This window comes from Sphingomonas sp. HF-S4 (genome assembly GCF_032911445.1).
GTDB lineage: Bacteria > Pseudomonadota > Alphaproteobacteria > Sphingomonadales > Sphingomonadaceae > Sphingomonas > Sphingomonas agrestis.
Genome location: NZ_JAWJEJ010000002.1, coordinates 381294 through 400338, shown reverse-complemented (window position 1 = coordinate 400338; position 19045 = coordinate 381294). Strand labels below are relative to the sequence as shown.

At 68.0% G+C, this 19045-nt stretch carries 23 protein-coding genes; 13 read left to right on the top strand and 10 right to left on the bottom strand.

The window, feature by feature from the left end; genetic code table 11:
- Nucleotides 1–23: 23 nt before the first annotated feature.
- Nucleotides 24–731, bottom strand: coding sequence for a thioredoxin domain-containing protein (locus RZN05_RS17950; protein ID WP_317228052.1), 708 nt, complete (start codon nt 729–731; stop codon nt 24–26).
- A complete protein-coding gene (locus RZN05_RS17945) occupies nt 731–1276 on the bottom strand; it encodes a DUF721 domain-containing protein (RefSeq protein WP_394804835.1) in 546 nt (181 codons plus the stop codon). Before RZN05_RS17945 ends, RZN05_RS17950 begins: the two co-directional genes overlap by 1 nt.
- Before the next feature lie 27 nt (nt 1277–1303).
- On the opposite strand from RZN05_RS17945, the gene RZN05_RS17940 reads away from it, so the two are divergent.
- Genes RZN05_RS17940 through nudC form a run of 3 tightly spaced genes read left to right on the top strand, consistent with a single transcriptional unit; the run spans nt 1304 to nt 4518 of the window.
- Nucleotides 1304–2362 carry an A/G-specific adenine glycosylase gene (locus RZN05_RS17940; protein ID WP_317228051.1) on the top strand — a complete coding sequence of 353 codons (1059 nt, stop codon included), beginning with the start codon at nt 1304–1306 and terminating at the stop codon, nt 2360–2362.
- Complete coding sequence (locus RZN05_RS17935) at nt 2355–3638, top strand: serine hydrolase domain-containing protein (RefSeq protein WP_317228050.1); 1284 nt, start codon at nt 2355–2357, stop codon at nt 3636–3638. Before RZN05_RS17940 ends, RZN05_RS17935 begins: the two co-directional genes overlap by 8 nt.
- Before the next feature lie 10 nt (nt 3639–3648).
- Nucleotides 3649–4518, top strand: a complete 870-nt coding sequence (gene nudC, locus RZN05_RS17930) for an NAD(+) diphosphatase (protein WP_317228049.1) — start codon at nt 3649–3651, stop codon at nt 4516–4518.
- 28 nt (nt 4519–4546) lie between these two features.
- Here nudC and RZN05_RS17925 read toward each other — a convergent pair whose 3' ends face one another.
- On the bottom strand, nt 4547–5437 hold the full coding sequence (locus tag RZN05_RS17925) for a prephenate dehydratase (protein ID WP_317228048.1): 891 nt from the start codon (nt 5435–5437) through the stop codon (nt 4547–4549).
- Between the two features lie 100 nt (nt 5438–5537).
- Here RZN05_RS17925 and RZN05_RS17920 point away from each other — a divergent pair, with 100 nt between their 5' ends.
- Nucleotides 5538–6212 (top strand): c-type cytochrome, encoded by a 675-nt coding sequence (locus RZN05_RS17920; protein ID WP_317228047.1) that lies wholly within the window; start codon nt 5538–5540, stop codon nt 6210–6212.
- Nucleotides 6213–6267: 55 nt separating this feature from the next.
- On the opposite strand, the gene RZN05_RS17915 is transcribed toward RZN05_RS17920, so the two are convergent.
- Both RZN05_RS17915 and RZN05_RS17910 read right to left on the bottom strand, forming a co-directional pair.
- Nucleotides 6268–7143 carry an LOG family protein gene (locus RZN05_RS17915; RefSeq protein ID WP_317228046.1) on the bottom strand — a complete coding sequence of 292 codons (876 nt, stop codon included), beginning with the start codon at nt 7141–7143 and terminating at the stop codon, nt 6268–6270.
- 33 nt (nt 7144–7176) lie between these two features.
- Complete coding sequence (locus RZN05_RS17910; RefSeq protein WP_317228045.1) at nt 7177–7842, bottom strand: extensin family protein; 666 nt, start codon at nt 7840–7842, stop codon at nt 7177–7179.
- Nucleotides 7843–7972: 130 nt separating this feature from the next.
- On the opposite strand from RZN05_RS17910, the gene RZN05_RS17905 reads away from it, so the two are divergent.
- Nucleotides 7973–8851 (top strand): alpha/beta hydrolase, encoded by an 879-nt coding sequence (locus tag RZN05_RS17905; protein WP_317228044.1) that lies wholly within the window; start codon nt 7973–7975, stop codon nt 8849–8851.
- Nucleotides 8852–8875: 24 nt separating this feature from the next.
- Here the strand turns inward: RZN05_RS17905 and RZN05_RS17900 are convergent, their stop codons facing one another.
- Nucleotides 8876–9184: a hypothetical protein gene (locus RZN05_RS17900; protein WP_317228043.1), complete on the bottom strand. Its 309-nt coding sequence runs from the start codon at nt 9182–9184 to the stop codon at nt 8876–8878.
- Between RZN05_RS17900 and RZN05_RS17895 the strand changes: the two genes are divergently transcribed.
- A complete protein-coding gene (locus RZN05_RS17895) occupies nt 9183–9338 on the top strand; it encodes a hypothetical protein (protein WP_317228042.1) in 156 nt (51 codons plus the stop codon). The two genes, RZN05_RS17900 and RZN05_RS17895, sit on opposite strands and share 2 nt — an antisense overlap.
- Nucleotides 9339–9345: 7 nt before the next feature.
- On the opposite strand, the gene RZN05_RS17890 is transcribed toward RZN05_RS17895, so the two are convergent.
- Complete coding sequence (locus RZN05_RS17890; RefSeq protein ID WP_317228041.1) at nt 9346–10170, bottom strand: metallophosphoesterase; 825 nt, start codon at nt 10168–10170, stop codon at nt 9346–9348.
- Nucleotides 10171–10216: 46 nt separating this feature from the next.
- On the opposite strand from RZN05_RS17890, the gene RZN05_RS17885 reads away from it, so the two are divergent.
- On the top strand, nt 10217–11800 hold the full coding sequence (locus RZN05_RS17885; RefSeq protein WP_317228040.1) for a cisplatin damage response ATP-dependent DNA ligase: 1584 nt from the start codon (nt 10217–10219) through the stop codon (nt 11798–11800).
- Between the two features lie 180 nt (nt 11801–11980).
- Here RZN05_RS17885 and RZN05_RS17880 read toward each other — a convergent pair whose 3' ends face one another.
- On the bottom strand, nt 11981–13285 hold the full coding sequence (locus RZN05_RS17880) for a S41 family peptidase (protein WP_317228039.1): 1305 nt from the start codon (nt 13283–13285) through the stop codon (nt 11981–11983).
- 123 nt (nt 13286–13408) lie between these two features.
- On the opposite strand from RZN05_RS17880, the gene RZN05_RS17875 reads away from it, so the two are divergent.
- Both RZN05_RS17875 and RZN05_RS17870 read left to right on the top strand, forming a co-directional pair.
- Nucleotides 13409–13894, top strand: a complete 486-nt coding sequence (locus tag RZN05_RS17875; RefSeq protein ID WP_317228038.1) for an Lrp/AsnC family transcriptional regulator — start codon at nt 13409–13411, stop codon at nt 13892–13894.
- Nucleotides 13891–14724: a DMT family transporter gene (locus tag RZN05_RS17870; RefSeq protein ID WP_317228037.1), complete on the top strand. Its 834-nt coding sequence runs from the start codon at nt 13891–13893 to the stop codon at nt 14722–14724. The genes RZN05_RS17875 and RZN05_RS17870 overlap by 4 nt, the downstream gene beginning before the upstream one ends.
- On the opposite strand, the gene RZN05_RS17865 is transcribed toward RZN05_RS17870, so the two are convergent.
- On the bottom strand, nt 14645–15223 hold the full coding sequence (locus RZN05_RS17865) for a TetR/AcrR family transcriptional regulator (protein ID WP_317228036.1): 579 nt from the start codon (nt 15221–15223) through the stop codon (nt 14645–14647). The two genes, RZN05_RS17870 and RZN05_RS17865, sit on opposite strands and share 80 nt — an antisense overlap.
- A 142-nt stretch (nt 15224–15365) precedes the next feature.
- On the opposite strand from RZN05_RS17865, the gene RZN05_RS17860 reads away from it, so the two are divergent.
- The gene (locus RZN05_RS17860) at nt 15366–15722 is read left to right on the top strand and encodes a VOC family protein (RefSeq protein WP_317228035.1); all 357 of its coding nucleotides are present in this window, start codon (nt 15366–15368) and stop codon (nt 15720–15722) included.
- 150 nt (nt 15723–15872) lie between these two features.
- Here the strand turns inward: RZN05_RS17860 and RZN05_RS17855 are convergent, their stop codons facing one another.
- A complete protein-coding gene (locus RZN05_RS17855) occupies nt 15873–16688 on the bottom strand; it encodes a cold-shock protein (protein ID WP_317228034.1) in 816 nt (271 codons plus the stop codon).
- 212 nt (nt 16689–16900) lie between these two features.
- Here RZN05_RS17855 and RZN05_RS17850 point away from each other — a divergent pair, with 212 nt between their 5' ends.
- The 3 genes from RZN05_RS17850 to lptC are packed head-to-tail and all read left to right on the top strand — an operon-like array spanning nt 16901 to nt 19045.
- Nucleotides 16901–17707 carry a TerC family protein gene (locus RZN05_RS17850; RefSeq protein WP_317228033.1) on the top strand — a complete coding sequence of 269 codons (807 nt, stop codon included), beginning with the start codon at nt 16901–16903 and terminating at the stop codon, nt 17705–17707.
- 31 nt (nt 17708–17738) lie between these two features.
- The gene (locus tag RZN05_RS17845; RefSeq protein ID WP_317228032.1) at nt 17739–18359 is read left to right on the top strand and encodes a ribonuclease D; all 621 of its coding nucleotides are present in this window, start codon (nt 17739–17741) and stop codon (nt 18357–18359) included.
- A gap of 41 nt (nt 18360–18400) precedes the next feature.
- Nucleotides 18401–19045, top strand: coding sequence for an LPS export ABC transporter periplasmic protein LptC (gene lptC / locus RZN05_RS17840; protein ID WP_317228031.1), 645 nt, complete (start codon nt 18401–18403; stop codon nt 19043–19045).

Sequence of the window (19045 nt, the reverse complement as noted above, 5' to 3'; positions counted from 1 at the left end):
AGGGATCTCCGGAAGGAAAGGGATCAATTGTCCGCGGCGCGCAGCTCGGGCTGGAGCTGGTCCCAGGTATAGGCGCGCACGCGGCGGCCGTTGACGAGGAAGCTCGGCGTGCCCTGGATGCCCGCCCTGACGCCGCCGGCATAGGTATCGGCGATGCCCTTGATCCGCACGGCATTGGTCAGGCAGGCCCGCGCCTGCCCCTCGGGCAGGCCGCGCGCCTTCATGAAGGACAGCATGCCGAGCGCTTCGGCGAACTTGGTCGCGGCCTGGGGCGGCGGGAGCGCCTGCCATGCCTCGACTTGCTTGGGCTGGCTGTCGATCAGCTTGTGCAGCGGCGCGTCGAACGCCTTCTGGTTCGCGAACATCGCGTCGAGCGTGGAGAAGAAGCGCGCGGCCGGCACGCATTGGTTGAGCAAGGCGAGCGAGAGATCGGGCACGCCGTGGATCAGATAGTCGCGGAACTCGTAGCTCAATTTGCCGCTGGCGATCCACTCGCGGCGCAGGGGCTCGACGCCCTCGGCGGCGAACTTGCCGCAGGTCGGGCAGGTGCGCGAGCCATATTCGACCAGCTTGATCGGCGCGTTGGGATTGCCCTGGCGGAAGCCGCCTTCGGGCGTCTTGGCGACGACGGCGACCCAGTTGGTCGCGGGCGCCGTGCGCGCCTGTTGCGCGGTGCTGGCGCCAGCGCCGAGGATCAGCAGCAGCGCCGCGGCGAAGAAGCGCAATGCCATCAGTCGATCCGTCCGAGCTTGAGGTTCTTGTCGTTCGCCGCGACTCCCGCCGCGAGCGATTCGAGCACCGCCTTGAGCTCGGGATCGGCGATGCCGCGCAGGCTGTCGCCCATCGCCTCGGTGAGCGGGGCGAGGCTGGGCGGCGGCGCGGTCTTGGCGACGCGCTTGATCTCGCCCTGGCGGATCGCGATGCGCGCGACCGCGGCGTAACCGAAGAAGCGATTGACCCGCTCGATGATCTCGGGCGCGATGTGCTGCATCATCGGGGCGTGCGCGCCGCCGACGAGCAGGCTCAGCACCCCCTCGGCGCGCTGCCCCTGCGGAAAGCGGATCGATTCGGGCATCGAGACGCGGGCATAGCGCTCGCCGACGATCTCGGCCCAGCGGCTGACGATCGCGTGCTGGACGAAACCGAATTTCCGAAACGCAGCGCGGCCGACATCGGGCAGCAGCTCCGAAACCGGGCGCGCACGGTTCGAGCGTTGCGGTTCCATCTTGGGCTGGCGCGTCGTCGCACGCTTGGGTTTGTCGGGAGCCTTCGTCATTATGATCAACCCATGCCATAGGGCCCTGTGCCCGACAACGTCCCACGCGCAATCGCCGCCCCGCTTCTCTCCTGGTACGATGCCCATGCCCGCGACCTGCCCTGGCGCGCGCGGCCCGGCGCCAACGCGCCCGATCCGTATCGCGTCTGGCTGAGCGAAGTGATGCTCCAGCAGACCCAGGTCGCGACGGTCATTCCCTATTTCGCCAAGTTCACCGCGCGTTGGCCGAGTTTCGAGGCGCTCGCCGCGGCCGAGGATGCCGACCTGATGGCCGCCTGGGCCGGGCTCGGTTACTACGCTCGCGCGCGGAACCTGCTCGCTTGCGCCCGCGAAGTCGCGCGACGCGGCGCGCTCCCCGAGACCGAAGCCGAATTGCTCGGACTGCCCGGCGTGGGCGGCTATACCGCCGCCGCGATCGCGGCGATCGCCTTCGGGCAGCGCGCGGTGGTGGTCGATGCCAATGTCGAGCGCGTGGTGACGCGGCTGTTCGCGGTACCCGACCCCCTGCCCGGCGCCCGCCCGAAGATCCGCGCACTCACCGACACCATTACACCCGACGCCCGCGCCGGCGACTTCGCCCAGGCGATGATGGACCTAGGCTCGGGCATCTGCACCGCGCGCGCGCCGCGCTGCCTGCTCTGCCCGTTGCGCGACCAGTGCGACGGCTTCGCCACCGGCGCGGCCGAGACCTTCCCGGTCAAGGCCGCCAAGCTGCCCAAGCCGCAGCGCTACGGCACGATGTTCTGGCTAACGCGCGGCGGCGAGGTGCTGCTCGTCCGCCGCCCGGACAAGGGACTGCTGGGGGGCATGCGTGCGCTGCCGACCGGGCCGTGGAGCGATACCCCGCCCGGACTCGCCGATGCGCCGATCGCTGCCGACTGGCGCTTGCTCGACGACCAGGTCCGCCACGGCTTCACCCATTTCAACCTCGACGTCGCGCTTGCGGCTGCAACAATCGCGGCGCAAACAGGCGCGGACTTTGGCACGCTTAAGGGCGAATGGTGGCCGATCGCCGAGATCGAATCGGCAGGCCTGCCGACGGTGTTCGCCAAGGCGGCAAGGGTTTTGGGGAGGAAGCATGCGTAGCTTGCGGTTGTTCGGATCGGTTGCACTGCTGGCGCTGGCCAGCCCCGCCTGGCCCCAGGCCAGCGTCCCACTCCCCTCGGCCAACACGCGCAGCCAAACCGCCGCTGCCGATCTGGCGAAGCGCATCGTCGCCGAAGGCAAGGTGCCCGGCGTTGTGATGGTCACCGGCGTGGGCAATGCGCCGATCCAGACGATCGCCGAGGGCCGTATCGCCTATGAGCCCGTAGCCGCGCGCGCCGATGCCGACAGCCTGTGGCGGGTCTATTCGATGACGAAGCCGATCACCGGCATCGCCGCGATGATTCTGGTCGAGGAGGGCAAGCTCAAGCTCGACCAGCCGATCAGCGACTTCATCCCCGCGTTCAAGGACATGAAGGTGCTGGTCGATCCCGCCAAGGACCTGACCAGCCGGCCCGCCGTCCGCCCGATCACGGTCCGCAACCTGCTCACCCACACCGCAGGGCTGGGCTACACCATCATCACCAAGGGGCCTTTGCTCGACGAATATAACCGGCTCGGCATCAACCCGGCGCAGGTCAATGCGCTGATGGAGCCGGGGATGCGCTCGGCGCGCGCTCCGAGCCTCGAGGAATTCGCCAATCGCGTCGCGGGCTTGCCGCTGATCGCCGATCCGGGCGCGAAGTGGAGCTATTCGATTGGGCTCGACGTGCTCGGCCGCGTCATCGAAGTCGCCGGCGGCATGCCGTTCGACCAGTTCGTCAACACCCGCATCTTCACCCCGCTCAAGATGCAGGCGAGCTATTGGACCGTCCCGCAGGACAAAGCAGGCATCTTCGCGACCAACTATATGGCGCCCAAGCTCGCCGCCGACCCCGGCGCGACCTCGGTGTGGCTCCAGCCGCCGAGCTTCCCCTATGGCGGCGCGGGGCTGGTGATGTCGGCGCGCGACTATGACCGCTTCCTCCACATGCTGCTCAACGGCGGCGAGCTCGACGGCGCGCGCATCCTCAAGCCCGAGACGGTCAGACTGGCGATGTCCGACCTGCTGCCCGCCAGCGTGGACCGTTCGACGCTGGCTCAGATGACCGCCGATAGCGGCGCGCCGATGGGCTTCGGCGCCGGCGGATCGGTCTATCTTGCCGACAAGCCCGGCGGCCCGGGCAAGGGCACGTTCGGCTGGGCCGGCGCGGCGGGCTCGATCGGCTGGGTCGATCCGGTGCAGAAGCTTCGCGCGACGGTGATGATCAATTCGTTCGCCGAGCAGGGCTTCAAGCGCGAGGCATCGCAGGCGATCTATACCGATCTCGCCAAGTGAGCCGAATCGCGTGACGGCGCCGGGTTTCACCGGCGGCACGCTCGACCGTGCCGACCGGGTCCGCCACGAACCCGAATTGCTTGCCGCGGCGCGAGCCGATCCGCGCGCGCAACTGCTGGTGCTGCACGGGCTCGATCCCGAACTCGATGCGGACGATCGGCTGGTCTGGACCCCGCTCGACGCCGCGCCGGGCGAGTTGCTGTTCCTCGGCTATGACGAGGGCGTACCGTGCTTCGCGCCCGCGCCGCCGCACGGCCAGCCGCTGCCCAATGTCCGCACACCCGCGCTGTTCGCGATGCTCGATCGCTTTCGCGCCGGCGACGCCGCGCTCTATGCCGCCGCTCGCGCGCTGGTCGACTGGCATGGTCGCCACGGCTATTGCGCGGTCTGCGCCACGCCAACCGCGGTGTTCCGCGCCGGCTGGGGGCGGCAATGCCCCAATTGCAACGCCGAGCATTTCCCCCGCGTCGACCCCGTCGTCATCATGCTCGCGGAACGCGGTGACAAGGTGTTGCTCGGCCGCCAGCCGGCCTGGCCGCCGGGACGCTATTCGGCGCTCGCCGGGTTCCTCGAAATCGGCGAATCGATCGAGGAAGCGGTGCGCCGCGAGACGCTGGAGGAGTCGGGCATCCGCGTCGGCGCGGTGCGCTACGTCGCCAGCCAGCCCTGGCCGTTCCCGTCGTCGCTGATGATCGCGTGCATCGGCGCCGCCGAGAATGACGACATCGCGATCGACGTGCACGAGCTGGAGGACGCCCGCTGGTTCACCCGCGACGACGTCCGCCGCGCGCTGGCCCGCGATCCCGACGCTCCGTTCGGCGCACCGCCTTCCTATGCGATCGCGCACACGCTGCTGAGCGCTTGGGTGGAGGGCTTCTGACTCCCTTCCCTTTCAGGGATGGGAAATTCTAAGGCCGTTCGCGCGCCTGGGGATACGTCCCGAGCACGCGCATCCACTTCGAGTGGAACTTCAGTTCCTCGAGCGCGCGGTCGACTGCCGGGTCGCCCGGCCCACCGACGATGTCGGTGTAGAATTCGGTCGCCGCGAAGCTGCCACCGCGCTGGTAGCTTTCCAGCTTGGTCATGTTGACGCCGTTGGTCGCGAACCCGCCGAGCGCCTTGTAGAGCGCCGCCGACACATTCTTCACTTCGAAAATGAAGGTGGTCATCACCGGGCCTTCCACCGGCAGCGGCAATTCGTCCCGTGCGAGGATGACGAAGCGAGTCATATTGTGCTCGGCATCGGCGAAGTCGCTCTCGAACAATTCGAGCCCGTACAGCGCGGCCGCCCCTGGCGGGGCGAGCGCCGCGACCGACGGATCGGCCATATCGGCGACAACCGCCGCCGCCCCCGCGGTATCGGGATAGGCGACCGGCGAAATCCCGCGCGCCTTGAGCCAGTGCCGGCACTGGCCGAGCGCCTGGGGATGGCTCATCGCCTGGCGGACCTGCTCGACCTGGCCCATACCCATCAGCCCGTAGCGGATCGGCAGGAAATGCTCGCCGGTGATCGCCAGGCCCGATTCGGGCAGCAGGAAGTGGATGTCGGCGACGCGGCCGTGGAGCGAATTCTCGATCGGGATCATCGCGCGGTCGGCGCGGCCTTCCTTCACCGCGTCGATCGCGTCCTCGAACGAGAAGCACGGCAGCGCCAGCCCGTCTGGAAACGCCTCAGCTACCGCGATGTGCGAATTGGCGCCCGGCGCGCCCTGGAACGCGATCGTGCGACCCGGCTCGGCAGAGGCCTTGGCGATCATCTCGGCGACGATCGGACGCGCGGGTGCGGCGAAATTTTCCATGATCGCGCGCGCTAGCCGCCCGCTCCTCGCACGGCAACCCCGGCTTGCGGTCGCCTTAACCCCGTCCTAAAGGGCGAACGACTTGTTTTAGGGGCATGTGATGGACGACCGGTTCAATACGATTGCGGGTTGGGCTCTGGCGGGCGGTATTGCGGCGCTCGGCCTGTCGATCGTGAGCGGCATGGTCTTCCACTCCGAGCGCCCCGAAAAGATGGGCTATGTGATCGAGGGCGTCGAGGCGAGCAGCGAGGGCGGCGCGGCCGCAGTCGCGCCGATCGCGACCCGCCTCGCCGCCGCCGATGTCGCCAAGGGCGAGCAGGTCTTCAAGCAGTGCACCGCCTGCCACACGATCAACGCGGGCGGCGCATCGGGCATCGGCCCGAACCTCTATGCCTCGGTCGGCAAGGCGCATGGCCATGTCCCGGGCTTCGCCTATTCTGACGCGCTCAAGGGCGTGCCCGGCACCTGGACGTTCGATGCGCTCGATGCGTGGCTGACCAGCCCGCGCAAGTACGCGCCGGGCACCAAGATGACCTTCGCCGGCATCGCCAACCCGCAGGACCGCGCGAACGTGATCGCCTATCTGAATTCGCAGGGCTCGAACCTGCCGCTTCCAGCCGCACCCGCCGCGGGCGAGGAGCCGGCTGCCGACAACGCCGCCGCGGAGGCGAATGTCGCCGATCCGGCGAACCTCTCGAACGAGGCGACGCCCGCCGAGGGCAGCCCGGCCAAGGATCCGCAGGCCGCAGTCCAGGCGGAGAAGAAGGGCCACTGAGCCACTTCGCCCGACAGAAAAAAGGCCGCCTCTCGGGGCGGCCTTTTTGTTTGGGTCAGCCCTTGGCCTGCTTGTCGCGCCAGAAGTCCTGGACGATCTGCCAGCCTTCCTCGGCGGTCTCGACGAAGTGGAAGAGATTGAGGTCGCGCGGGCCGATCACGCCTTCCTCGCACAAAGCCTCGAAATTGACGACGCGCTGCCAGAATTCCTTGCCATAGAACAGCACCGGGATCGGATCGATCTTGCCGGTCTGGATCAGCGTCAGCAGCTCGAAGCTTTCGTCAAACGTGCCGAACCCGCCGGGGAACACCGCCACCGCGCGCGCATGCAGCAGGAAGTGCATTTTCCGGAGCGCGAAATAGTGGAACTGCATCGATAGAGACGGGGTAACATAGGGGTTGGGCGCCTGTTCGTGCGGCAGCACGATGTTGAGCGCGACCGTGTCGGCGCCGACGTCGCGCGCGCCGCGATTGGCCGCTTCCATGATCGACGGGCCGCCGCCCGAGCACACCACGAAATGGCGCTTGCCCGCCTCGTCGAGCGGGAAGTTGCTCACCGTGCGCGCCAGTTCGCGGGCGACATCGTAATAGCGCGACTTCTCGATCAGCCGCTCGGCGACTTTCTTCTGCTCGGGCGTATCGGCCAGTTCGAGCAGCGCCTGGGCCTTCTCCGGCTCGGGGATGCGCGCCGAGCCATAGACGACGAAGGTCGACGCGATATTGGCGGCGTCGAGGATCAGCTGGGGCTTGAGCAGCTCGAGCTGGAAGCGCACCGGCCGGAGATCCTCGCGCAGCAGGAAGTCCATGTCCTGGAAGGCGAGGCGATAGGCCGGATGCTCGGTCTGGGGGGTGCCGCTATTGGTGTTGGCGGTTTCGGCTTCTTCCTGCGCGGGGCGGAAGACGCGGCTCGGGACGCGTGTATCGTTGCTCATTCGGGCCGGCTTACGCCCGTCATGCGCGCTTGCCTAGGCGCAGAAAGGTCCGCGGCCCATGTCGAGGTGCAGGTGGTTATAGTGCGCAGCATTGTAATCGGGGCCGAGCGTGGTGCGGAAGCGCCGGCACGCCGATTTGTGGATCGTCCGGAAGAAGTCGCGCACCGCCGGGTCGCTCGAGTTCCAGCCACCCTCGACACGGATCTTGCGGCCGTCGGCGAGCACGAACCCGCCGATATCGACGGCATTGCCCAGGCCGTGCTGCGAGATCTTGTTCCCCGCGCTCGGGCTGCCGACGATCGCGCGGCACGCATAGGTGCCGAAGCTCTCGACGCGGACGACTTCGCTGCCCAGCATCTGCTTCGCCGCGGGCGCCACCGCGAAGCGTATCCAGCCGATGAAGGTCCGCGCCAGCGGACAGCGCATCGACTTGAGGTTGGTCACCGGCACGCCGATGTCGAGCAATTGCACTGCGCCGGTGACGACGCAGCCGCTGCCGAAATCGCGATCGGGCAGCGGCGAGAAGCGCACCGATTCGCGCGACAGATCGCCGAAGCATTGCTGCGTCTCGCGCGGGGTGGGGTTTGCGATCGTCACCGGGCCCGAGCGGCGCTCGCGGATCGGTCCCGGGCGCTCGTTGCGATCCCCGCCGACACAGCTGGCGAGAAGCAGGACGACGGACAAGGCAGCCAAACGCATCCTGGCTCCATAGCATGGCCAGACGAAACAATCCGCTCCGCCCAACGCACGACAGCCCCGGTTTGACTCTCGACCTGTTACCGCTACCATCATCCGGCGCCGCACAAGACGGCATTGATCGGAGAGGTGCATGCCCAAGCTGCTCGCATTGTTCGCGTGGGCGCTCGCCCTGATCGCCGCGCCGGCTTGGGCGCAGGATCCGCCCGCCAAGCCGCAGCGTATCGCATTGTGGCGCGATGGTGCGCCGGGGTTCGAGAGTCGCAAGAACATCCCCGAACAGGCCGAAAGCTATTGGCTCAAGCCGGTCAACGACCCGAGCATCACCTATTTCCCCGCGCGGCCGGGCCGTGAGACCGGTGCCGCGGTGCTGCTGATGCCCGGCGGCGCGCACGAATTCCTGGTCATCAACAGCGAAGGCAACGATGCCGCCCGCTGGTTCAACGAGCGCGGGATCGCGGCATTCGTGCTGCGCTACCGGCTCTTCCGGGGCAAGGATTCGCCCTACAAGTTCGAACATGCCCGGCAGGATGCCGAGCGCGCGATCCGGACGATCCGGAGCCGTGCGAGCGAATGGAAGCTCGATTCGCACAAAATCGGCGTGGTCGGCTTTTCGGCGGGCGGCGAGCTGGCGCGGGTGACCCTGCTCAGCCCGCCCGTCGCCGCGCCGGGCAAGCGCGACGCGATCGACGCGCTCTCCGCCCGGCCCGATTTCGGCGTGCTCGTCTTTCCCGGCCCGCTCCACGCCGAGGAGAAGATTACGCCGGTTTCGCCGCCGTTGCTGATGGTCGCGACCAACGACGACCAATGCTGCTCGCAGCCGATCCTCGACCTGCTGGCTGCCTATCGCGCCGCCGGGGCCTCGTCCGAGCTGCACATGTACGCGGCGGGCGGCCACGCCTTCAACATGGGCGAGACCACGCCGATGGTGAGCCTCCGCAACTGGCCCGCGCGGATCACCGACTGGATGACCGATCGCGGGCTGCTGGCGAAATGGCCGGTCTCGCCCTGAAGGGATTCGAAGCCCAGGCAGCCTTTATTTGATCGCGGCGAGGTCGGCTTCGACCTTCTTGAGCATGTCCTCGGTGATCTTGCCGTTCGACATCGGCTGGATCGCGCGCAGGCTCATCGCCTTGAACATCTCGTAATGCTCGTGGGTGCTGAGCCCGGGAATGTCGGCGTCGAGCACCGCCTTGGACTTGGGATTGGCGACCAGCGCCTCGATCGGCGTGTCGAGTGTGGGTGCAACGGCAGCGGCGGCTGGAGCGGACGCAGGCGCCGCCTGGGCAAGCGCGGCAACGGGAAGGCAGGCGAGCGCAGCGGCGCAGATCGCGACGAGCTTCATGAAGCGTATCCTCAAAACCGGCGCGGACGCTGCGCCGTCACCCGCTTTACCCGCAGGATACGACAGCCGCGAGAGGGGATGCGACCCTTGGAAGATCGCGTGGAACCCGGTCTGGACGATCGACGCGCAGGGGCATGTCACGTTCGGGGTCTGATGCGCGCTCAAGAACGCGGGCCGAGCGTGACCAGCCACCAGTCGGGCAGCGCGCCATAGCGCAACGGCAGCACGCTGGTGCCGAGTCCCGCGCCGATCACGGTGATCCGGCCGGGCTCGCGGACCACGCCGCAGCGATAGCGATCGCCATAATTGGAGGCGCTGGTGATCGCGCCGATCAGCGGCAGCACGATCTGGCCGCAATGGGTATGGCCGGCAAGGACGAGGCCGAAGCGCGGCGGCAGGCGCGGGATGATGTCGGGGCTGTGCGCGAAGAGCAGGGTCGGGCCCGGCAGTCTCGCCACCGAGCGCACCAGCGCAGGGATGTTTTCGTTCTCGGTATGCGTGTCGCCCGCCCCTGCTAGCGTGAGCGGGCCGATGCGGACTGCGCGATTGTCGAGCACCGGGATGCCGACCGCCTTTAGCGCGCGCCGCATCGCCGGGCCGTCGCGCCAGTGATCGTGATTGCCGAGCACGGCCCAGGTGCCGAGCGGGGCGCGGAAATGGCGCAGCGCGGCGGCGATCTCGGCATCGGAATAGTCGCACGTGCGCAGCGACCGATCGCCGACGAAATCGCCGGCGAGGAGGATCAGGTCGGGCTTCTGCGCGGCGACTTGCGCGGCGATGCGGGCAATCCGCGCAGGCGGCATGTCGGGGCCCTGGAGGTGCGGATCGCTGATCAGCGCGACGCGGATCGGCGGCGCTTGCGCAGGCCAGTCGGCGAAGGCGAAGCTTGCGCGGCGAACGATCGGATCGCGCACGCTGTTGGCATAGCCCCAGGCGAGGAACGCCAGCGCGCCAAGCACGATCACTCCGAATGCGCGCAGCCCCATGCGTGGGGCTGTGGCACAAATCGGCACGCGAAACCATTTAGGGCGGATGCGCGCCTTTGCCGACCTGCTCGATGCCCTGATCTACACGCGGTCGCGCAACGCCAAATTGCGGCTGATCGGCGACTATCTCGCCGCCACCCCCGATCCCGATCGCGGCTGGGCGATGGCGGCGCTGACCGGGAGCCTCGACCTCCCCGCGGTGAAGCCCGCCTTGGTGCGCGCGTTGATCGAGGCGCGCGTCGATCCGGTGCTCTATGCGCTCAGCCGCGATTTCGTCGGCGATTCGGCGGAGACGATCGCGCTGCTCTGGCCCGAGCCTGCGACCCCGCCGGTCGAGAGCGAACCGCTGACGCTGTCGCAGGTGGTGCATGTGCTCGGCACGATCTCCAAGTCCGATGCGCCCGCGGCGCTGGCAGGGATGCTCGACCGGCTCGAGGCGGATGAACGGTTTGCGCTGCTCAAGCTGGCGATGGGGGCGCTGCGGGTGGGCGTGTCGGCGCGGCTGGCCAAGACCGCGCTGGCCAACGCATTCGGGCTCGACGTCGATGCGGTCGAGGAGGTGTGGCACGGGCTGGTGCCGCCCTATGCGCCGCTGTTCGACTGGGCCGAAGGACGGGGGACACAGCCGACGCCCGAGAATGTGCCGGTGTTCCGCCCGTTCATGCTCGCACATCCGCTCGAGGAGGCGCAGGTCAGCCTCGACGACTATGCCGCCGAATGGAAGTGGGACGGGATTCGTGTCCAGATGGTCCATGTCGCGGGCGAGACTCGGCTCTACAGCCGTGCGGGCGACGACATCACGCACAGCTTTCCCGAAGTGGCCAAGGCGTTCGCGACGCCGGGGGTGCTCGACGGCGAACTGCTCGTGAAGGGGACGGCACAGGGCGGTGAGGGCGGCGCGGGGAGCTTCAATGCGCTCCAGCAGCGGCTCGGGCGCAAGGTCGTGCCGGCGAAGATGCTGGCAGACTATCCTGCGTTCGTGCGGCTCTACGACATATTGTTCGATGGCCTGGAGGATCTGCGCGCGCTGCCCTGGATCGAGCGGCGGGCGCGGTTGGAGGCTTTCTCGCCACAACTTGAACCGGATCGGTTCGATGTCTCAGTGGTGATAGAGGCGGCGGATTTTGCGGCGCTGGAGGATATCCGTGCGGGGGCGCGCGACGCGGCGATCGAGGGGGTGATGCTCAAGCGCCGCGATTCGCCGTACGTGGCCGGGCGCCGCGCCGGGCTCTGGTACAAATGGAAGCGCGACCCCCTCACCGCCGACTGCGTGCTGATGTATGCCCAGCGCGGCAGCGGCAAGCGCTCGTCCTTCTATTCGGACTTCACATTCGGCGCATGGACCGAGAGCGGCGAGCTGCTCCCGGTCGGCAAGGCCTATTTCGGCTTCACCGACGAGGAGCTCAAATGGCTCGACCATTATGTGCGCAACCACACGGTCAACCGGTTCGGGCCGGTGCGCGAGGTCGAGAAGGCACTGGTGCTCGAAGTGGCGTTCGATTCGATCCACGAATCGAAGCGGCACAAGTCCGGGCTGGCGATGCGCTTCCCGCGCATCAGCCGAATCCGCACCGACAAGCCCGCGAGCGAGGCGGATACGATCGAGGGTCTTCGGAAGTTGGCGACGTAGCGTTTCAAGGCTCCCCTCCTTGAAAGGGAGGGGCTGGGGGTGGGTGCGCGCGTCTGCGCGCCAAGAGACTCTATCGCCAAGCACCGAAGCGACGGTCGCGGCATCGAGCCTCGCCCGTCGCTGAACCCACCCCTAACCCCTCCCTGCAAGCAGGGAGGGGAAAGGGTTCTGGCAAATGCCCTACCCCCTCTTCGCCTCGACCTTGCTGCCGTCGGCGCGCTCCAGCACGAAGCCGGTGACCGCGCCGTTCGCGGAGACGAAGCGGAGCCGCGCGCGCGGATCGTGTTCGAGCGCGAACAGGTCGCCGCCGAGCGAGATCAGCGCCGTGCGCAGCCCGCCGTCGCGTTGATAGACCAGGCCGGCGCCGTCGGCAGTGACTGTGCGCTCGCCATAGCGCCCGGCATAGGCGCTCGCCGGGAGCGCGGGCCGGGCCTGTGCGGCGCGCGCGGCGTAGCGGGCCGCCGCCCATTCGAGCTCGGTGCGCGCAGGGCCGCTGGCCTTGGGGGCTAAAGTGGCGAGCGCATCCTGCATCGCGCGGTCGAGCGCCAGATCGGGCGCAACCGCGAGCCGGGGGGCGACGCCCTTGGCTTCCCAGTCGCCGCCCGAAGGCAGCTCTGGGCGGCCGACCGAGGCGCTGAGCACGAACCCGCCGGGGATCGCGAAGAAATCGTTGCGATAGGCCGCACCCGCGGTGGTCTCGCCGACCAGGGTGGCGAAGCCGAAGCCGGCGACATGCGACGCGAATTCCTCCGCGGCCGAGGCGGTGCCGCCACTGGTGAGGACATAGACGGGCACCCCGGTGATCCGCCCGCCCGGGATCGACGCCTCGGCATGCGAGACAGCGGGTGCCTCGTCGCGCATGTGGAAAGTGACGAGCTTGGCGCCGGCGGGGACGAAATAGCTGGCGAGGCGGCGCACCGCGTCCGGGCTGCCGCCGCCATTGGTGCGCAGGTCGATGACGATCGCATCGCCGCCGCGCAGGAACGCCATGCCGGCGTCGATCGCCGCCTGGCTCGCCTCGCCGTTCCAGAAGAAGCCGTCATATCGCATCAGCCGGACATTGCCGTCGAGCACGCGAAGCTCGCGCACGCCTTCGTTCTGGCGGCGCGCGAGGTCGCGCCAATAGGCCGATTCGGTGGCGTCGTCGCGCTGGCCGCCGGTGCCGATCTGCGCGGACAGCTCGGGATTGTGGCGCAGGTTGAGATGCTTGTCGTGCGCGACGGCCTCGAGGTCGGCGTTCACGCGCATGGCGAATTCCTGCGGGTCGGCCACGGTATAGCGGCCGCCGGCAAGGCCCTTGGCGAGCGCGGCGTCGAGTGCAGGCCGGCGCTCCTTGACGACGTAGTTCTCGCGCAGCGCCTTGCGGATGCTCTCGATCGCGGCGCGCGAATCGAACTTTGCCGCGCTCTGCGCCGCTACGGGCGTCGCGGCGAGGGCCAGCGGAGCCGCGACGGCGAGTGCCGCGGCCAGAATAACGATACGCATTTCGAACCTCCCATTTGCGCGCCGGCGCCGCCCCGCCCGACGTTCGTGCAGTCTGCGCTGGCGCGGGTGGCGTTGCGGAGGCAATGTTGCGTGCAGGCGTGCACAATTCTGGCACGGAAAGGGATGTTTCTGCACATTATGGGCGCGACGCGCGACACGATGGATTTCCGGATCCTCGACCTGCTCCAGCATAATGCGCTGCTGACCGCGGACCAGCTCGCCGCGCAGCTGCCGCTTTCGGCTTCGGCCATCGCGCGGCGGATCCGGCGGCTGCGCGAGAGCGGCGCGATCGCGGCCGACGTCTCGATCCTGTCCGACGAGGTCGGGCCGTTCCTGTCGGCGGTGGTGCAGGTGCAGATGGACCGGCACGCACTCGCCGCAGTCGAAGCGCTGCTTCGCCGGCTGACCGCGAGCCCGCAGGTCCAGCTGTTCCTCGACGTCTCGGGGACGTTCGACCTGATGCTGCTGGTGACGGTGCGGGACATGGACGCGTTCAATGCGTTCGCCGACGAGATGCTCGCGTCCGACCCGGTGGTGCGGCGCTACGAGACCAGCTTCGTCAAGCGACGGCGCAAGTTCAGCCCGGCATTGCCGCTGGATCTCGCATGACCGCCGTGTGGCTCGCCCCGACGATGATGATCGCGTCGGGATCGATCCATGCGGTGGTCAACGCGATCCTCAAGGGCGGCCGCGACAAGATGGCCGGGCGCGCGGTGATCGATGGATCGAGCGCGGTGCTGCTGCTGCCGGCGACCTTGCTGGTGCCGCTGCCGGAAGGTGCGTGGGGATGGCTCGCGGCGACGGCGTTGCTTCACTGCGCCTATCTCTATGCGCTGGTCCGCGCGTTCGAGGCGAGTGACTTCTCCGCCGCCTATCCGATCCTGCGCGGCACGGCGCCGCTGGTCACCGCGGCGCTGGCGATCGGGCTTTTCGGTGAGCCGGCAAGCGGGCGCGAGCTGGCGGGGATCGGGCTGATCGGCGCGGCGATGTTCGTACTGGTCGGCGGGCGGCATATCAGCCGCGAGGGGCTGGCCTGGGCGCTGTTCACCGGGGTGACGATCGCCGCCTATACCGTTGTCGATGCGAACGGCGTACGCGCCGCGCCAACGCCAATCAGCTTCATCGTATGGATGTTCGTGCTGATGGGCAGCCTGACCGTGGCGATGTTCGCGCTGGTCTCGCGCGGGCGGATCTTCGCCTCGGCGCGGAGCCAGTGGCGGATGGGCGTGGTGGCGGGGGCGCTGTCGATCCTGACCTACGGGCTGGCGCTGAGCGCCTTCGCGCTGGGGCCGACCGCGCCGCTCGCCGCGCTGCGAGAGACGGGGATGGTCACTGCGCTGCTGATCGCCACCTTCGTGCTCAAGGAGCAGGTGACGTGGGGGCGGGCGATCGGGGTGGCAGGGATCCTGAGCGGGGCGATGCTGATCCTGACGCGCTGACCAGCGCCGCGCAGGCGAGCATCCGCAGCGCCAGCTCGGCGGGGGTGCACGGCACGGCGCCGCCGATCCAGAGCCGAAGCATGGCGAGTTGCGCCGCGGCGGCGGCCGTCGCCACCATCGTCGCGTCGGTCCCCGTGTCGAGTCGCTCGGCGATCAGCGCCGCGAGCTGGCGTTGCAGATTCGCACCCGTCCGGCCGTCGAGGAGCATCCTGGCAAAGCCGCGCTGCTCCCACACATGTTCGAGCATCGCGCGGACCTGAGCCTTGCTTGCGCGACCGAGCGCGGCGCTGGCGAGGGTGCGCAGGATCGGCTCGACTGCGGCGAGCAGCACGGCCTCCTTGCTGGGGAAATGCTCGTAGAAGGTCGACCGGCCGATGTCGGCGGCGGCGATGAGATCGGCGGTGCGGAGCGCATCGTAGCGCCGGGTCAGGACGAGCGCCGTGAAGGCGCCGAGGATCGCGTCGCGGGTGCGCCGGGGACGGGGATCGGGGTGGCCCATGCGATTCGCGTGTAGCGCATCCGGGCGGCGACGCGGCGGACATTCGCAGCGCTTCGTCCGGAAGCACGGCGCGAGGCCGGTTTCAAACTCGCGCGCCGCGCGCCGCCGGGGCAGGGTGCCGTACGAATCAACGGAGACACTTATGAGCGAAACGCACCGCGTGGTGGCGATCCTGCCGAGCGACGATCTTGATGCGAGCGAGAGCTTCTATGCGAAGCTGGGGTTCGAAGTGGTCAGCGATCATGGCCATTATCGTATCCTCGCCGATGGGCGCGGCTGGCACCTGCATCTCAACCGGGTGCCGGGATGGCCGGGGGACGTCGAAGCCAACCCGTTCGGGCTGTATCTCTATGTCGAGGATGTCGATGCCGCGGCCGATCGCGTGCGCGCGCTGATCCTCGCGCCGGGCGCGCCGGAGCGCAAGCCGTGGGGCACCTATGAGTTCGCAGTGAGCGATCCGAGCGGGACGCTGGTGCGCGTGGGGCGAGTGCTGGCGTAGCACTACAAGTCGTCATCCCGGCGAAAGCCGGGATCTCGTGCCTCGTGCCGTTCGCCTGCCGCCTGAGACCCCGGCCGTCGCCGGGTGACGGAGGAAACGAAAAAGGCCGGGCGTTGCCGCCCGGCCCCTTCGTGATTGGCGTTGCTGCGATCAGCTGCCCGGGGTGAGGTTCACCGCTGCATACTTGCCGCGGCGATCAACCTCGAGTTCGAACTCGAGCCGGTCGCCTTCGTTGAGCGTCGGCATGCCGGCGCGCTCGACGGCGCTGATGTGAACGAACGCATCGGGCTGTCCGTCGTCGCGCTGGATGAAGCCAAAGCCCTTCATCGCGTTGAAGAACTTGACCGTGCCGGTCGCCTTCTCGCCGGTGAGCTGGCGCTGCGGGCCACCTGCACCGCCGGCGCGCGGGCCGTCGCGATCGCGCGGCGGACCCGAATCGGTCACCGGCATCGGCTCGCCGTCGATCTTGAGATCGGTCGCCGAGATGCGGCCGCCGCGATCGACGAGCGTGAAGCCCATCGGCTGGCCTTCCGCCAAGCCGGTGAGGCCGGCCTGCTCGACTGCCGAGATGTGCACGAACACGTCCTCGCCGCCGTCATCGCGAACGACGAAGCCGAAGCCCTTTTGTGCGTTGAAGAACTTTACGACGCCAGTCGCTTCGCCGACGACCTGGGGAGGCATGCCGCCACCGCCGCCGCCGCGGAAACCACCGCCGCCGCCGCCGAAGCCGCCGCCACCACCGCCGCGATAGCCACCGCCACCGCCACCGCCGCCGCCATAGCCGCCACCACCGCCGCCGCCGAAGCCGCCGCGATCACCGCCGAAACCGCCGCCGCCGAAGCCGCCGCGATCGCCGCCGAAGCTGCTACCGCCGCCGAAACCGCCGCCACCTTCGTCGCCAAAACCGTCGCGCTTGTCTCTGCCGCGCCCGCCGCGATCCCCACGGCGCCCTCGATCAAAACTCATGCCCTGTTCGTCTTCCCGGTTCGCCCATACTGCAATCAAAACCCAAGCGCCGGACGAAAAACGCAGGTGTTCGGGCACAAAAAATAGTGCCACGGAATCGGACATAGCCCAAAAACGTACGGGGCGCGAACGAAAATCGTCCTGATTGCGGCAAATTCATGGAGATGGCGGCGCTTGCACCACAGTTCATCGCAGGGCAGAGGACGTGATTGATGGAATCGATCGCTGAATTGCTCGCCAGCCCCGCCGCCTGGGCCGCGCTCGTCACGCTGATCGTGATGGAGGTGGTCCTCGGCATCGACAACCTCATCTTCATCTCGATCCTGTCGAACAAGCTGCCCGAGGAACAGCGCAAGAAGGCGCGCACGATCGGTATCAGCCTGGCGCTGGTGATGCGGCTGGGGCTGCTGACGATGATCGCGTGGATCGTCGGCCTGGTAACGCCGGTGTTCGATCTCGGCATCGTCGGACCGCTTGGGGCGCATGGCGAGCCCGCGTTCGAGACCGCCTTCTCGTGGCGCGACCTCATCCTGATCGCCGGCGGGCTGTTCCTGGTGTGGAAGGCGACCAAGGAGATCCACCATTCGGTCGACACCAGCGAGAGCGAGGACCTGCTCGACAAGAAGAAGGTCGTGTCGATCAACTTCACCTCGGCGATCGTCCAGATCCTGTTGCTCGACATCGTCTTCTCGATCGATTCGATCCTGACCGCGGTGGGCATGACCGAGCATGTCGAGATCATGTACGTCGCGGTCGTGGTCGCGGTGGCGGTGATGCTGCTCGCGGCGAATCCGCTCGCCAATTTCATCAACGGCAACCCGACGGTGGTGATGCTCGCGCTGGGCTTCCTGCTGATGATCGGCACCGTGCTGATCGCCGAGGGCTTCGGCGCGCATATTCCCAAGGGCTATATCTATACCGCGATGGCCTTCTCCGCGGGCGTCGAGATGCTCAACATCTGGTCGCGGCGAGCGCGGGAGAAGAAGGCGGGTATTGCGAAGCCTCCTGCAAAGCATTGAGGTAAACTGCCAACCCGCCTATGCGCGCGGGATGACCGTGCATTTCCATGAAGAAGACTTGCCCGAAGGCGTGTTCGCTCCGGGCGCGTCGATCGCCGTTGACACCGAAACGATGGGGCTGATCACGCCGCGCGACCGGCTGTGCGTCGTCCAGCTTTCCGACGGCAGCGGCGACGAGCATCTCGTCCGGTTCGGCCCGCATTCATCCTATGACGCGCCCAATCTGCGCGCCGTGCTTGCCGATCCCGAACGCCTCAAGCTCTACCATTTCGCGCGCTTCGATCTCGCGGCGATCCGCTTCTATCTCGGTGTCACCGCCGCGCCGGTCTATTGCACCAAGATCGCGTCGCGGCTGGTGCGGACCTACACCGACCGGCACGGGCTCAAGGACCTCGTTCGCGAGCTGGTCGGCCAGGAAATCTCGAAGCAGCAGCAGTCGTCGGACTGGGGCGGGCCCGAGCTTTCGGACGCGCAGCGCGAATATGCCGCGTCCGACGTTCGCTTTCTTCATGCGATGAAAGTGGAACTAGACAAGCGTCTCGAGCGTGAAGGACGCATGCCGCTCGCCCAAGCCGCCTTCGACTTCCTGCCCTGGCGGGCGGAGCTGGATCTCGCCGGCTGGCCCGAGGTCGATATCTTTGCGCATATCTAGCGCCCGGCCGCTTCCGCACTATCTGCCGGACATGGCCTTCCATGTCTGACGTCGCCGCGCGACTCCGCTCGCAGAAGCGCGGCTGGGCCCATCCGGGCAGCAGCCACGATCGCATCGTGCGCACCGGGCTGGTCGTACTGCCGCTGGGCATCGCGGTGCTCGGCGCGTTTCTCGTCGTCGCGCCGCTGCTGATGGGGGGCGACGTGAGCTTCGTGCTCGACAAGAACAAGGTCGATATCTCGCCCGAACGGCTGCGCATCGACACCGCTGAATATCGCGGCTCGGACGGCAAGGGCCGGCCATTCCATCTCCACGCCGGTTCGGCGATCCAGCGCAGCTCGGCCGAGCCGATCGTCCGGCTGAACGATCTCGCCGCCGAGATCCGGCTCGACGACGGGCCCGCCTCGATTCGCGCCGACACCGGCCATTACAACATGACCTCCGAGCGCGTTGCGATCGACGGGCCGCTCAAGTTCCAGACTTCCGACGGCTATGTTCTCAACACGCAGAACGCGACGGTCGATCTCAAGACGCGGAAGCTCGAAAGCGGCGGCGCGGTCACCGGCAATGCGCCCTCGGGGGTATTCAGTGCCGACAAGCTGACCGCCGACCTCGAACGTCGCACCGTCTCACTCGAAGGAAGAGCCCGCTTGCGCATCCAGCCGCGGCGGGCAAATAGGCAATGA